At 73.0% G+C, this 13,051-nt stretch carries 9 protein-coding genes; 5 read left to right on the forward strand and 4 right to left on the reverse strand.

The features are described from left to right. Positions 1-18: 18 nt before the first annotated feature. Both murC and msrB read left to right on the forward strand, forming a co-directional pair. A complete protein-coding gene (murC, locus tag ACH4G3_RS01895) occupies positions 19-1,410 on the forward strand; it encodes a UDP-N-acetylmuramate--L-alanine ligase (RefSeq protein WP_354743185.1) in 1,392 nt (463 codons plus the stop codon). 14 nt (positions 1,411-1,424) lie between these two features. Next, complete coding sequence (gene msrB, locus ACH4G3_RS01900; protein WP_020273896.1) at positions 1,425-1,832, forward strand: peptide-methionine (R)-S-oxide reductase MsrB; 408 nt, start codon at positions 1,425-1,427, stop codon at positions 1,830-1,832. A gap of 12 nt (positions 1,833-1,844) precedes the next feature. Here the strand turns inward: msrB and ACH4G3_RS01905 are convergent, their stop codons facing one another. Then, positions 1,845-4,700, reverse strand: a complete 2,856-nt coding sequence (locus ACH4G3_RS01905) for an ABC transporter substrate-binding protein (protein ID WP_397622599.1) — start codon at positions 4,698-4,700, stop codon at positions 1,845-1,847. Positions 4,701-4,939: 239 nt separating this feature from the next. Between ACH4G3_RS01905 and ACH4G3_RS01910 the strand changes: the two genes are divergently transcribed. Continuing rightward, complete coding sequence (locus ACH4G3_RS01910; RefSeq protein WP_397622600.1) at positions 4,940-6,403, forward strand: glycoside hydrolase family 3 N-terminal domain-containing protein; 1,464 nt, start codon at positions 4,940-4,942, stop codon at positions 6,401-6,403. Positions 6,404-6,452: 49 nt separating this feature from the next. Here the strand turns inward: ACH4G3_RS01910 and ACH4G3_RS01915 are convergent, their stop codons facing one another. Beyond that, positions 6,453-7,724 carry a glycoside hydrolase 5 family protein gene (locus ACH4G3_RS01915; protein WP_397622601.1) on the reverse strand — a complete coding sequence of 424 codons (1,272 nt, stop codon included), beginning with the start codon at positions 7,722-7,724 and terminating at the stop codon, positions 6,453-6,455. An 18-nt stretch (positions 7,725-7,742) separates the two neighbouring features. On the opposite strand from ACH4G3_RS01915, the gene ACH4G3_RS01920 reads away from it, so the two are divergent. Further along, a complete protein-coding gene (locus ACH4G3_RS01920) occupies positions 7,743-8,912 on the forward strand; it encodes an N-acetylglucosamine kinase (protein ID WP_397622602.1) in 1,170 nt (389 codons plus the stop codon). Continuing rightward, a complete protein-coding gene (locus tag ACH4G3_RS01925) occupies positions 8,909-11,173 on the forward strand; it encodes a glycoside hydrolase family 3 N-terminal domain-containing protein (RefSeq protein ID WP_397622603.1) in 2,265 nt (754 codons plus the stop codon). The genes ACH4G3_RS01920 and ACH4G3_RS01925 overlap by 4 nt, the downstream gene beginning before the upstream one ends. On the opposite strand, the gene ACH4G3_RS01930 is transcribed toward ACH4G3_RS01925, so the two are convergent. Together ACH4G3_RS01930 and ACH4G3_RS01935 are read right to left on the reverse strand one after the other, a co-directional pair. Then, positions 11,137-12,015 (reverse strand): carbohydrate ABC transporter permease, encoded by an 879-nt coding sequence (locus ACH4G3_RS01930; RefSeq protein ID WP_397622604.1) that lies wholly within the window; start codon positions 12,013-12,015, stop codon positions 11,137-11,139. The genes ACH4G3_RS01925 and ACH4G3_RS01930 overlap by 37 nt on opposite strands. Continuing rightward, the gene (locus ACH4G3_RS01935; RefSeq protein WP_397622605.1) at positions 12,012-13,049 is read right to left on the reverse strand and encodes a carbohydrate ABC transporter permease; all 1,038 of its coding nucleotides are present in this window, start codon (positions 13,047-13,049) and stop codon (positions 12,012-12,014) included. The genes ACH4G3_RS01930 and ACH4G3_RS01935 overlap by 4 nt, the downstream gene beginning before the upstream one ends. Positions 13,050-13,051: the final 2 nt, after the last annotated feature.

The following is a 13,051-nucleotide window of genomic DNA, read 5'->3' on the forward strand; positions in this document are numbered from 1 at the left end:
ACGTACAGGGAGACACGCATGGCACCCGGCCTTCCCACCGCCATGGACCGACCGCACTTCATCGGCATCGGCGGGGCCGGGATGTCGGGGATCGCGAAGATCCTCGCCCAGCGCGGGGCCGTCGTGGCGGGCAGTGACGCCAGGGAGTCGGCGACGGCCGAGGCGCTGCGGGCGCTGGGCGTGACGGTGCGCATCGGGCACGCCGCGGAGCACCTGGCCGACGACGCCAGCTGTGTCGTCGTGTCCTCGGCGATCCGGCAGGACAACCCCGAGCTGGCGCGCGCGGCCGAGCTCGGCATCCCCGTGGTGCACCGCTCCGACGCGCTCGCCGCCCTGATGGAGGGCCTGCGCCCGATCGCGGTCGCCGGTACGCACGGCAAGACGACCACGACCTCCATGCTGGCGGTGTCGCTGAGCGAGCTGGGCCTGAAGCCGTCGTACGCGATCGGCGGGGACCTGGACGCGCCCGGCTCCAACGCGCTGCACGGCGAGGGCGAGATCTTCGTCGCCGAGGCGGACGAGTCGGACCGCAGCTTCCACAAGTACGCGCCCGAGGTCGCGATCGTCCTCAACGTCGAGCTCGACCACCACGCCAACTACGCGTCGATGGACGAGATCTACGAGTCGTTCGAGACGTTCGTGGACCGCGTCACCGAGGGCGGCACGCTGGTGATCACGGCCGATCACGAGGGCGCGCGGGAACTGACGCGCCGGGTCGCGGGACGCGGTGTGCGGGTGGTGACCTACGGCGAGTCGCAGGACGCCGGCGTGCGCATCCTGTCGGTCGTGCCGCAGGGCCTGAAGAGCGAGGTCACCGTGGTGCTGGAGGGCAAGGAGCTGACCTTCACGGTCTCCGTGCCCGGCCGCCACTACGCGCACAACGCGGTGGCCGCGCTCGCGGCGGGCGTGGCGCTCGGCGTCCCCGCCGAGGAGCTGGCCCCGGCGCTCGCGGCGTACACGGGCGTGAAGCGGCGGCTCCAGCTGAAGGGCGAGGCCGCGGGGGTGCAGGTCATCGACTCCTACGCGCACCACCCCACCGAGATGACCGCCGACCTGGAGGCCATGCGCGGGGCGGCGGGCGACGCCCGGATCCTGGTCGTCTTCCAGCCGCACCTCTTCTCGCGGACCCAGGAGCTGGGCAAGGAGATGGGGCAGTCCCTGGCGCTGGCGGACGCCTCGGTCGTGCTGGACATCTACCCGGCCCGTGAGGACCCGATCCCCGGTGTGACCAGCGAGCTGATCATCGAGGCGGCCCGGGCGGCGGGCGCCGACGTGACGCCGGTGCACGACAAGGCGGACGTGCCCGCCGTGGTCGCGGGAATGGCGAAGCCGGGGGATCTCGTTCTCACCATGGGAGCGGGCGACGTCACCGACCTCGGCCCGCGCATCCTGGACCGTCTGTCGAACTGAGGGGCTGGAGGCTCATGCCGTACGACGTCGAGAAGCCGGACGAGCAGTGGCGCGCGGAGCTCACCCCGGGCGAGTACGCGGTCCTGCGGCAGGCGGCCACGGAGCCCGCCTTCACCGGTGAGTACACCGACACCAAGACCCGGGGCGTCTACTCCTGCCGCGCCTGCGGCGCGGAGCTGTTCACCTCCGACACGAAGTTCGAGTCCCACTGCGGCTGGCCGTCCTTCTTCGACCCGAAGGACACTGACGCGGTGGAACTGATCGAGGACCGTTCCCACGGCATGGTCCGCACGGAGGTGCGCTGCGCCCGCTGCGGCTCCCACCTCGGGCACGTGTTCGAGGGTGAGGGGTATCCGACGCCCACCGATCAGCGGTACTGCATCAACAGCATCGCGCTGCGGCTGGCGCCCGAGGAGGGCTGAGGCGGGCCATAGTCACCGGATCCTGCACTCCTTCACCGTGAGGGGCTTCGTGTTCCCCGCGGTGCGGCTGCACAGAACCCGGGGCTCGGCGGTGCCGTCGGCCGCGCGGCGGACCCGCTTGATGACGATGCTGTGGCCGGTGCGGTCGCCGTACAACGGGGCCCGGGTGAAGTCGATGGTGCCGGTGGCCATGCCCTCGATCTTGACGTTGCGCAGGTTCACCCAGGTCGAGGCGCGGCTCTGCGGCCGGTCGTCGCGGGTGGCCGCCCAGTACAGGGCGCGGGTCGCGTCGTGGGACAGGGCGGTCTGGCCGCTGGCCAGGGCGGGGCTGTCGTAGCGTACGCGCCGGTCCTGCAGACCGGGCAGGTACGCGGCGGCCGAGAGGTAGAAGGTCGTCCTGGTGGCGGCCGTCTTCAGCTCGGCCAGGGCCGCGTGGTACAGCGTGACCTTCGGCGCGACGGACTGCCCGCCGGCGGTGAAGTCGGCCTTGGACAGGTCGTCGCCCGTGAGGATGGACAGGGGCTTTCCGGCGCAGCCCGGCTCGGTGCCCAGCTGGGTCATCAGGGGATCGATGTCCTCCACCCGGCCCGCGAAGTAGATCACGGACGGGACCCGGCCGCCCCGGCAGATCTCCTGGGCGTGCGAGCGGAGTTCGGGCTTGCCGCCGCTGAGGACGTAGCGGCGCGGCTCGAGCCGGGTGAAGCCCCGCAGGCGCAGCATCCGCTGGCCGTAGCGGGCCTGTTCGTCGGTGTACAGGTCGTCGGTCCGCGCCGTGTCGCGGGCCAGGACGAGGGCGTACTGCCGTCTGTCCGGTCTGCGCAACTGGGCTGCGATCAGGCCGAGTTGCTCGGTCTGCCACTCGTCGGTGGCGGCCAGGCTGAACCAGTTGGCGAACTCGCGGGGCAGATACGTGGCGGAGTTGGTGCCGGAGACGATCGGCAGGCCGGCCTCCAGCAGGGTGCGCGTCGTCGCCCTGCTCGACTTCAGGTCGCGGCCGGTGCCGACGACCCCCACCACGGTCGGGTCGCCGGCGGCGTACGCGGCGATGGCCTCGGCCATCTCCTCCTGGTGGCCCAGGTCCACACCGCCGTTGGCGACCAGGACGCGCAGCTTCACACTGGAGTTCTTGTTGATCACGGCCTGCGCCAGGTAGACACCCGCCAGCTCCTCCGCGCCCTTCACGAACGAGGAGCCGGCCGGGTCGGCGCTGAGCGGCCCGGCGTAGACGACGGTGACGTACTTGCCCGAGTGGTGTGCGAGGACGTCCGCGTTCTGCCCGGCGATGCGGTCCTCCAGCTCGTCCACCGACCACGGCGTTTCGTCGTCGGCCGTCAGGGTCCTGACCTCGTCGGAGGGCTTCGGCGCGGGCAGCCAGTCGGCGAAGCGGACGCCGCCCGTCGCTATGCCTATGCACTCGGTGTCGCCGCCGGCTGTCCGTTCGAGCCGGGTGTGGCGGTTGGCGGTGAGTACGGATGCCGAGCAGTACCGGTCCTGGAGGGAGTCGGCCCGCATGACGGTGCCGGCGGCCAGCAGGGCGATCACCAGGACCAGGGTGTGCAGGGCCCACACCAGCCGGGCGAGCGTCGGACGGGTGGCGGCCCGCAGGTGGTGGCGGCGTTCCTCGAACGGAGCGAGCTGGTCGTGCGGCAGCGGGATCCTCATCACCCAGGGCAGTACGGACCGCTCCCGGCTGGGCGACTGCTCGGCGCGCAGGTTACGTGCCCACTCCCGGTACCAGGTGCGCAGCCGCTCGCCGAACCGGGGCGGTGCGGTGTCCGGGTCGGGCGCCGTCCGCACCACGCCGCGCTCCAGGCGCGGCACGTCGTGGGAGCGGACCGCGGCGACCACCAGCAGCGGATCGAGCTCGCTGCGCCGGCTGCGGACGTCGCTGATGGCCCGGATCAGTTCGATGCCGCCGTTGCGGTCGTCCGCGTGCGGCAGGAACAGCACGGGCGGCCGCGGCCGTTTGAAGCCGCGCAGGTCCCAGCTCCAGCGGCGGTGGTTGTCCCGAAGGTCCTCCCGCAGCGCCAGCACGCACAGCTGGAGGTGGAAGTCGCCGCCCGCCGTGAGGGCCTCGGCCACGTCGTACGCCCGGGCCGCGATCGCCTTCCAGGAGCGCACCGGCCGGAGCAGCGACACCTCGGTGGGATCGTCCTGGTCCGCCGCCCTGAGGAAGGTCGTCGTCATGAACCAGCGGCTCTCCCGGCGCAGCCACAGGAAGATCGGCGCCCGCCCCGGCAGGACGTAGTTGAGGACGGTCAGCAGCAGCAGGAAGGCGAGCCCGGCCGCCACCGCCACGAGCCAGTCGCTGCGGGCGAGGAGCGCGGCGAGCACGGTCACGAGGCTCGCGGGCAGGATGTGCGCCATGTCGAACAGCGGCAGGCCGGAGCGCCACCGCGCGGTGCCCTTCGGACGCCAGCGCTGCCGGGCCAGCTGGTCGAGCAGCCGCTGCCGCTGGTCCTGCCCGGCCTCGGGGCTGCCCGGGGCGGGCGCCGGCCAGGTGTCGCCGAGTGCCGCTACCGCGTCGTCGATGGCGTGCACCAACCGCAGCCGCGGGAACGCGTAGCGCCGGTAGACCGCCTTCGGGCCGCCCCACTTCTTCGGGTCGCTCAGCGCCCGCACCATGGCCGCGGCCCGGCGCACCTCCGTCGGGCCCTCGTAGACGTCCTGCGCCACCGCGCAGCGCGTGCGGTGCGCCTCCTGGCCCGTGTACAGCTGCCGGACCAGCCCGGTCACGGCGTCGTCGTCCGTGCTGTCCTGCGCGTGCACGACGAACACCGGCATCGGTGGCTCGGCGCTCGTGCGGAAGTCCTGGATGAGGATTTCGAGCTGATCCTGGAGATGGATCCCGGCGCCGGTATCCGGCATGCCGTCATGTCCCCCAGGGCAGTCCGGCGGCGTGCGATCGGCGTTCACCATGGGCAACCCCCGTTCACCTTCGGTGACTTACGAGGCTAGCCGCTGTGAGTGGGGTGCGAGTGGGTGACGGACGAACTTCAGGAACGTTTCGGCTGGTCCGCTCGGCAAAAGGTCCTGAATGCAGAGTCTTGAATGGGCGAGCCATCGATCTGTTGACTTTTGGCTGAACCAGCCACAGGATTCCCGGGGTGACCCACTCCGCGCCCCTGCCTCCCGGCCTCGACGAGGCCGCCCACCGCTGCCTCGTCGCCGGTTTCACCGGCACCACGACCGTGCCCGACAGCCTCAAGCGGCTCATCGACCAGGGCCTCGGCGGGGTCATCCTCTTCACCAGGAACGTGCGCGACGCCCAGCAGGTGCGGCAGCTCACCGACGCGCTGCGGGCCCTGCGCCCCGATCTGATCGTGGCCATCGACAACGAGGGCGGCGGCATCGGTCACCTGGTCACAGCGGGCGCGCCGGACGTGCCCGGCTCCTTCGCTCTCGGCGTCGCCGACGACCCGGCGCTCACCGCCCGCTGCGCCGACGCGCTCGCCGGGCATCTGGCCACGCTCGGCATCACCGCCTCCTACGCCCCCGTGGCCGACCTCCAGAACCATCCGCGCAACCCGATCGTCCGCACCCGTTCCTTCGGTGCCGAGCCGGCGCTCGCCGCCCGGCATCTGCGGGCCTGGATCGCCGCCACCGAGCGGCGGGGCGTCGCCTCCTGCGCCAAGCACTTCCCCGGGCACGGCGGCACCGAGACCGACAGCCACCACGGCATCGCCGTCGACCCGCGGTCGTACGACGAACTGCGGGCCGACCTCGAACCGTTCCGCGCGGCCGTCGACGCGGGTGTGCCGATGCTCATGAGCGCGCATGTCGTCTTCCCGGCGCTGGACCCCGAGCGGCCCGCCACCCTCAGCCGCCGCATCCTGGGCGATCTGCTCCGCCATGAGCTGGACTTCGACGGGGTCCTCGTCAGTGACGCGCTGGAGATGAAGGCCATAGCCGACCGCTACGGCGAGGCGGCCGGGGCGCGGATCGCCCTCGCCGCGGGTGCCGACCAGGTCATCGTGGCCGTGCCGGACCTGGAGGTCACCCTGGCCTGCCGGGACGCGGTGCTCGGCGCGCTGCGCTCCGGCGTGCTGGCCGAGGAGCGGCTGTGGGAGGCCGCCGGGCGGGTGCGGCGGCTCGCCGGGCGGTACGCGGCCACGGACGGGGCGGTCGACGGCTGGGACGCGCGGGCCGGTCTTGAGGCGGCCCGCCGGGCCGTCCGCAGCGGCCCGGTGCCGGCGGCCGTGCGCGGCGCCCACGTCGTGGACCTGTTCCCGCCGCCGCACCCCGCGCTCAACTGGGGTGGCGAGGACCTGCTGAGCGAGGTGCGCGCCGTCGACCCCGCGGCCACGGGTACGGCGGTCGCCGGGGAGTCGGCGGAGGTGACCGCCGTCGTGGACGGGATCCTGCGCGCGTCCGGTGGCGCGCCGCTGGTCGTCGCCACCTGCGATGCCGGGCTGCACCCCTGGCAGGAACGGCTGCGCGCCGCCCTGCTGGCCCGGCGGCCCGATGCCGTACGGGTCGACACCGGGCTGCCGGAGGGCGGCGCGCTGTGCTCCTACGGGCGGGGGCGGGTGAATCTGCGGGCCGTCGCCGAGGTGCTGGCGGGCGGCTGAGCCTCCGGCCTCCGGCGCGCCTACCGCATCCCCTACGGCACCGCATCCCCTACGGCACCCGTACGACCTCCTTGATGCCGCGCGCCGCCAGGTACGCGGCATCGTCCGCCCGGGCCGCCAGGACCACCGCCGGGCGGACGCCCTCGGTGCGCAGGGCCATCCACGCGTCGAAGTACGCGCCTCCTGGGCCGGACACGGAACGCGTGGACGGCGTGCAGTCGAGGAGGAGGGCCGTGTCGCGGGGGCGGGCCGGGTGGTGCCCCGCCCGGACCTCGGCGACCGTCTCGGCGAGGGCGGTGGCGATCGGCTTGGCGCTGCCCCGCGCGTCGAACAGGCCCAGGGTGTACTCCAGTTCCGGGTAGTCGGCCAGCGTGCGGTCCACGTCGTGGGAGCACCACCACGTCACGCCCCACAGTCCTTCGCAGCCGGCCGCGTTCCGTACGGTCGCCCGGGCGAAGTCGGGTGCGTCGGCCGCCGGGATGTGCGGTTCCGGGGCGCCCGTCTCCTGGACCCAGACCGGGCGGGCCGGGTCCTCGGCGTAGGCCTTGGCGAGTTCCGTGCCGTACTCGGCGAGGTGCAGCACTTGCGGGGAGCGGGGGCCGTAGCGGCGGGCGCAGTCGCCGGAGAACACCCAGGGGTGGACGGTGGTGACGTCGCCCTTGCGGGCCGAGGCGTGAGGGGTGAAGGGGTGGTCGTCGCCGTACCAGGCGGCGTCGTAGGCGGAGTGGGTCGCGAGCCGGCCCGGGGGCAGGTGCTCGCGGGTGGCGGCCAGCAGGGTGTCGAGGTAGTGGTCCACCTCGTCCGGGGTCACCGGGTTGTGCTCGACCAGGTTGTTGAGCTCGTTGCCGAGCTGGAGACCGATGAGGTTGGGGCGGCCGGCGAGGGCGCGGGCGAGGGTGCGCATGAGTTCGGCCTGGGCGGCGACGGCCTCCGGGTCGGTGAAGACGTTGCGGTGGTGCCAGGTGCGCGTCCACTCCGGGTAGAAGTCGAAGCTGGACAGATGACCCTGCACACCGTCCACCAGGACGTCGAGACCTGCCTCGGCCGCGAGGTCGACCAGGTGCGCCAGCTGGTCCACGGCGGCGGTGCGGATGAGTGTGCGGTTGGGCTGGAGGAGCGGCCACAGGTGGAAGACCCGGACGTGGTCGAGGCCGAGCGCGGCGATCTGGTCCAGGTCCTCGCGGGCGTGCTTCGGGTCGAAGTCGTGCCAGGAGTGGAACCAGCCGCGGCGGGGCGTGTAGTTGACGCCGAAGCGGAGCGTGAGGATGGGGTCCTCCCCGGGTCGAGGTTTGCGCTGGGTGCTTGCCCTGGGTGAATGCATCAATCACCATAGTCGGCGATGGATAATGAATTGAACCAGGAGTTGATCCAGGAACGTCAAGCCGCCTCGTCCCTGGTGATCGGTATCGACGCGGGCGGCACGCGGACCCGGGCGGTCCTGGCGACGGCGGACGACGGGCGTCCCGTGGGCGAGGGCGCCGCCGGGCCGGGCAACGCCCTGACCGTGCCGCTGCCGCAGCTCACCGAGCACCTCGCCGAGGCCATCGGGCGGGCTGTGCCGGAGCCGGTCCGGGACCGGGTGGTGGCCGTGGCCGGCGGTTTCGCCGGCGCGACGGACGCCGCCGCCGACGAGCCGGGGCGGCGCAACGCCCTGGCCGCCCTCACCACCGCCCTGCACCGGCTGGGCATCGACGCCGGCCCGCCCGTCATCGGCAGCGACATCGAAGCGGCCTTCGCCTCCGCGCCGGGCACCCCGGCCGACGGCCTCGCCCTGGTGGCCGGCACGGGCGCGGTCGCCATGCGCATCACCGACCGCCGTGGCACCGTCACCGTCGACGGCGACGGCTGGCTCCTCGGCGACGACGGCAGCGGCTTCTGGATCGGCCGCGCGGCGGTACGGGCCGCGTTGCGCATGGCCGACGGCAGGGGCGCGCCGACCGTGCTGGCGGAGGCGGTGGGACGGGAACTCGGAGTCCCGGGCGACGCGCTGCCCGGCGGGGCGTCCGGCGGCGCGGTACGGAGACTGTCGCCCGACGTGGTTTCGGGCACTGCGGAGGGCGGCGCGTCACGTGACGGGCGGCACGAGAAGGCGCAGCCGGTGACGGGGCCGACGGCTGTGGACGGGTGGTCGGCGGGCCACATCCCCTGGCCCCGCCCCCACCGCGAGGCCTACCGAAGACATCTGCTCCCCGCCGTCATGGCCGAGGCCCCCGTCCGTCTGGCACGTCTCGCGCCGCTGGTCGTCGCGGCGGCCCGGGACGCCGAGGACCCGGTCGCCTTGGCGATCCTGGACGAGGCTGCGGATCAACTCACGGAGACCGTGCGGGCGTTGGAGCCGAGCCCGGGAGAGCGGGTGGTCGCCACCGGTGGGCTGCTCGGGCCCGACGGCCCTCTCACCGACCGCCTCGAAGCCCGCCTCCACGCCCTCGGCCTGACCCTCGACTGGGTCCCCGACGGCTGCCGGGGCGCCGTCGCCCTGGCCCGTCTCGCCCACGGCGGCCGTACATGACCGCCACCCGGCAGGGCACACCCCTGTACCGCGACCCCACCGCTCCGGTCGACGCCCGCGTCCGTGACCTGCTCTCCCGTATGACCCTGCGTGAGAAGGCCGGCCAGCTCAACCAGCGGATGTACGGCTGGGACGCCTACCGCCGCACCCCCGACGGCCGCTTCGAGCTCACCGAGGCCCTGTACGCCGAGACCGAGCGCTTCGCCGGACTCGGCGCGCTCTACGGGCTGCTGCGCGCCGACGCCTGGTCCGGGGTCGACCACGCCACCGGGTCCGGCGCCGGGGACGGCGCCGAACTGGCCCACCTCGTCCAGCGCCACGTCGTCGAGCGCAGCCGGCTCGGCATCCCGGCCCTGTTCGTCGAGGAGGTGCCGCACGGACACATGGCCCTCGACGGCACGGTCCTGCCCGTCAACCTGGCCGTCGGTGCCACCTGGGACCCCGGGCTGTACGAACGGGCCGCTGCGCACGCCGCCGCCGAACTGCGCGCCCGAGGGGGACATGTCGCCCTGGTCTCGGCCCTCGACATCGCCCGCGACCCGCGCTGGGGGCGGACCGAAGAGTGCTTCGGCGAGGATCCGTACCTGGCCGCACGGATGACGGAGGCGCTGGTGCGCGGCATGCAGGGCGCACCCGCCGCGTACTTCCCCGCCGACAAGGCGCCCGTCGTCCTGAAGCACTTCGCCGGGCAGGGAGCCACCGTCGGCGGCCGCAACTCCGCCGAGTCCGAGCTCGGGCTCCGGGAGCTGCACGAGATCCACCTCCCCGCCGCCCGTGCCGGGGTCCGGGCCGGAGCCGCCGCCGTCATGGCCGCCTACAACGAGGTCGACGGCCTGCCCTGCTCCGGGAACCGCGCCCTGCTCCACGAACTGCTCCGGGAACGCTGGGGTTTCCAGGGGCTCGTCATGGCGGACGGGCTCGCTGTCGACCGGCTGGCCCGGATCACCGGGGACATGGTCTCCGCGGGAGCCCTCGCGCTCGAATCCGGGGTGGATCTGAGCCTGTGGGACGAGGGCTTCACGCATCTGGAGGCGGCGGTCGAGCGGGGACTGGTGAGTGAGGCCGCTCTCGACGAGGCCGTGGCCCGCGTCCTGCGGTTGAAGTTCCGCCTGGGGCTGTTCGAACAGCCCTACCATGCCTGCCCGTTGCCGTCCCCGGCCGCCGGACGCGACCTGAGCACGGCCGTCGCCCGCGCCGCCGTCACCCTCCTCCGCAACGACCACGGCGTGCTGCCCATCTCCCCGGCGGCCGTCTCCCGTATCGCCGTCCTGGGCCCGCACGCCGACACCGTCGCCCATCAACTGGGCGACTACACCGCCCCGCAACGGCCCGGCACCGGCACCAGCGTCCTCGACGGGCTGCGGAAGCTCGCCCCGGCCGGCATCGACATCCGCCACGCCCGGGGGTGCGCCCTCACCGGCGGCGATCTGTCGGGCATCCCCGAGGCGATCGACCGGGCCGCCGCCTCGGACGTCGCCGTGCTGGTGCTGGGCGGCAGCAGCGCACGCTCCGCCGGGACCGGGTTCGACGCCAACGGGGCGGCGCGCACCGTCGTGTCCGAGATGACCTGCGGCGAGGGCGTCGATCTGGCAGGGCTGCGGCTGGGCGACGCCCAGTACGCGCTGCTGGACGCCGTCGTCGCGACGGGGACGCCGACCGTGGTCGTCCTGGTCCAGGGCCGCCCGCACGTCGTGCCCGACACGGCGGCCGCGCTGCTCACCGCCTGGTACCCCGGCCCGTGGGGCGGTGAGGCGATCGCCGAGGTGCTGCTCGGGCTCGCCGAGCCGGCCGGCCGGCTGCCGGTCTCCGTGCCCCGCTCCGCGGCCCAGCTCCCGGTCTATTACAACCACAAGGACACCGAGTACGGCGGCTACGCGGACGACAGCGCCGAGCCGCTGCACTCCTTCGGGCACGGACTGTCGTACACGAGCTTCGTCTACGGTCCGCCGCGGCTGTCCGGGCACGGCGTCGAGGCCGACGTCACCAACACGGGCCGGCGCCACGGCCGTTCCGTCGCCCAGCTCTACCTGCGCCGGCTGCGGACCCCCGTCTGGCCGCGCACGCTCGAACTGCACGGTTTCCGGGCCGTCGATCTGGCGCCGGGCGAGACCCGCACGGTCACGTTCCCGCTCGGCGCCGACTTCGCCGTCGCCGTGCCGCCCGGCACGGTGGTCGAGTTCCGCGTCGCCGCATCCGCGCGGGCGGCCCTGACCGCCGTACCGACTCAGAGCTTCACGGCCCCCGAGGAAACCCCCTTGTAGAACCACCGCTGGGTGATGACGAACAGCACCAGCACGGGGATCACGGAGATCACCGAGCCCGCCATCACCATCCGCTGGTCGTAGCCGAAGGACGAGGTCTGCAGCCGCGCCAGGCCCAGCGTCAGCGTGAAGTGGTCCTCGGTGCGCAACACGATCAGCGGCCACAGGAAGTCGTCCCAGGCGCTGATGAAGGTGTTGATGGTGACGACGAGGATCGCGCCGTAGGCGGAGGGCAGATACAGGTACCGGAAGCGTTTCCACTCGCCCGCCCCGTCCAGCATCGCCGCGTCCTCGATCTCGCGCGGCACGGCGAGGAACGCGGCCCGCATGATGAGGACGTTGATCGCGGCGACGAAGCCGGGCAGCCAGACGCCCACCAGGTTGTCGACCAGGCCCATGTCCCGGACGCTGAGGAACAGCGACACCATGATCGACTCGAAGGGGAACATCATGGACGCCAGCAGCACGATCCAGACCAGCTTGCGGCCCTTCCAGCCGGGCTTGGACAGCATGTAGCCGGCCATGGTGGAGAAGACGAGCTGGCTGGTGATGGACAGCAGGGCGACGAACACGCTGTTGCGGATGTACGTCCACACCGGTACCTGGTCGAAGACCTCCCGGTACGCCCGCAGCGACGGGTGGTGCGGGATCAGGGAGGCGCCCGCGCCGAAGACGTCCTCGCCCGCGCCCTTGAGGGACGACAGCAGCTGCCACAGCAGCGGGCCGACGGTGATGAAGAGGACGAACACCAACAGCAGGTAGCGGAGGACCAGTTCGCGCGGGCGGCCGTAGTCCCGCCAGCGGGGCGTCAGACGTCGGCGCTTGTCGACGGCGGTCGTCATGCCTCGTCCTCCTTCGTCAGGCGCTGGGCGAGCAGCGTGAGGCCAAGGGTCAGGGCGAACAGGGCGACACTGACCGCCGCGCCGTAGCCGGCGTTGCCGGTGAGCGGGTCGAGGCCCACGTCGCGGATGTAGAAGGGCAGCGTGCGGTCGGCACCGCCGGGGCCGCCGGTGGACCCGCCGAGCATGTAGATCTCGGTGAAGACCCGCAGGGAGCCGATGCCGGTCAGGGTGCCGACCAGCATCATCGACTGGCGTACGCCCGGCACGGTGATGTGCCAGAACCGGCGCGCGGCGCCCGCCCCGTCCACGGCCGCCGCCTCGTGCAGCTCCCTGGGGACGTTACCGAGGGCGGCCAGATAGAAGATCATGTACCAGCCCAGGCCCTTCCACAGGGTCAGGCCCATCGCCGACAGCAGGATCAGCCACGAGTCGGACAGGAACGGGATGGCCTCGCGGATGATGTGGGCCTTCTGCAGCCAGGTGTTGACCAGTCCCTGGTCGCTCAGCAGCCACTGCCAGCTCAGGCCGACGACCACGCTGGAGGCGAGCACCGGCGTGTAGAACGCCGAGCGGAAGAAGCCGATGCCCGGCAGGTTCTTCTCCACGAGGATCGCGAGCAGCAGCGGCAGCAGCACCATCAGCGGGACGACGAACAGCGCGTACAGCAGGCTGTTGCGGGTGGCCAGCCAGAAGTCCGGATCGCTGAGCATCCGGCGGTAGTTCTCCAGGCCGACGACGTCGTACGCCCCGCCGAGCGGCTTGGCGTCGGTGAAGGAGACGACGACCGTGTTGAGGAACGGGAAGACCCCGAACACGGTCGCGCCGATGATCGCCGGGGTCATCCACAGCCAGGGCAGCCACCAGCGGCGGTAGAGCGCCGCGCCCCCCGCGTCGGCGCTCGGGCCGGGCAGGACGAAGCGGAGGGCGCGGCGCAGGGGCCCCGGCGGACGGTGCGAGGGGGAAGCGCCGGGGCGTCGGGCGCCCGCACCCGGGGGAGCGGGGACGGGCGCCTGGTGGACGGTCGGTTGGGTCATCC

Origin of the sequence: Streptomyces afghaniensis (assembly GCF_044327915.1) — a bacterium.
Lineage (GTDB): Bacteria > Actinomycetota > Actinomycetes > Streptomycetales > Streptomycetaceae > Streptomyces > Streptomyces afghaniensis.

Bases quoted from the DNA above. Each gene is read 5' to 3' on its own strand.
- murC (WP_354743185.1), top strand. From the start codon at position 19: ATGGCACCCGGCCTTCCCACCGCCATGGACCGACCGCACTTCATCGGC.
- msrB (WP_020273896.1), top strand. From the start codon at position 1,425: ATGCCGTACGACGTCGAGAAGCCGGACGAGCAGTGGCGCGCGGAGCTC.
- ACH4G3_RS01905 (WP_397622599.1), bottom strand. From the start codon at position 4,700: ATGCCGGATACCGGCGCCGGGATCCATCTCCAGGATCAGCTCGAAATC.
- ACH4G3_RS01915 (WP_397622601.1), bottom strand. From the start codon at position 7,724: ATGCATTCACCCAGGGCAAGCACCCAGCGCAAACCTCGACCCGGGGAG.
- ACH4G3_RS01920 (WP_397622602.1), top strand. From the start codon at position 7,743: ATGGATAATGAATTGAACCAGGAGTTGATCCAGGAACGTCAAGCCGCC.
- ACH4G3_RS01925 (WP_397622603.1), top strand. From the start codon at position 8,909: ATGACCGCCACCCGGCAGGGCACACCCCTGTACCGCGACCCCACCGCT.
- ACH4G3_RS01930 (WP_397622604.1), bottom strand. From the start codon at position 12,015: ATGACGACCGCCGTCGACAAGCGCCGACGTCTGACGCCCCGCTGGCGG.
- ACH4G3_RS01935 (WP_397622605.1), bottom strand. From the start codon at position 13,049: ATGACCCAACCGACCGTCCACCAGGCGCCCGTCCCCGCTCCCCCGGGT.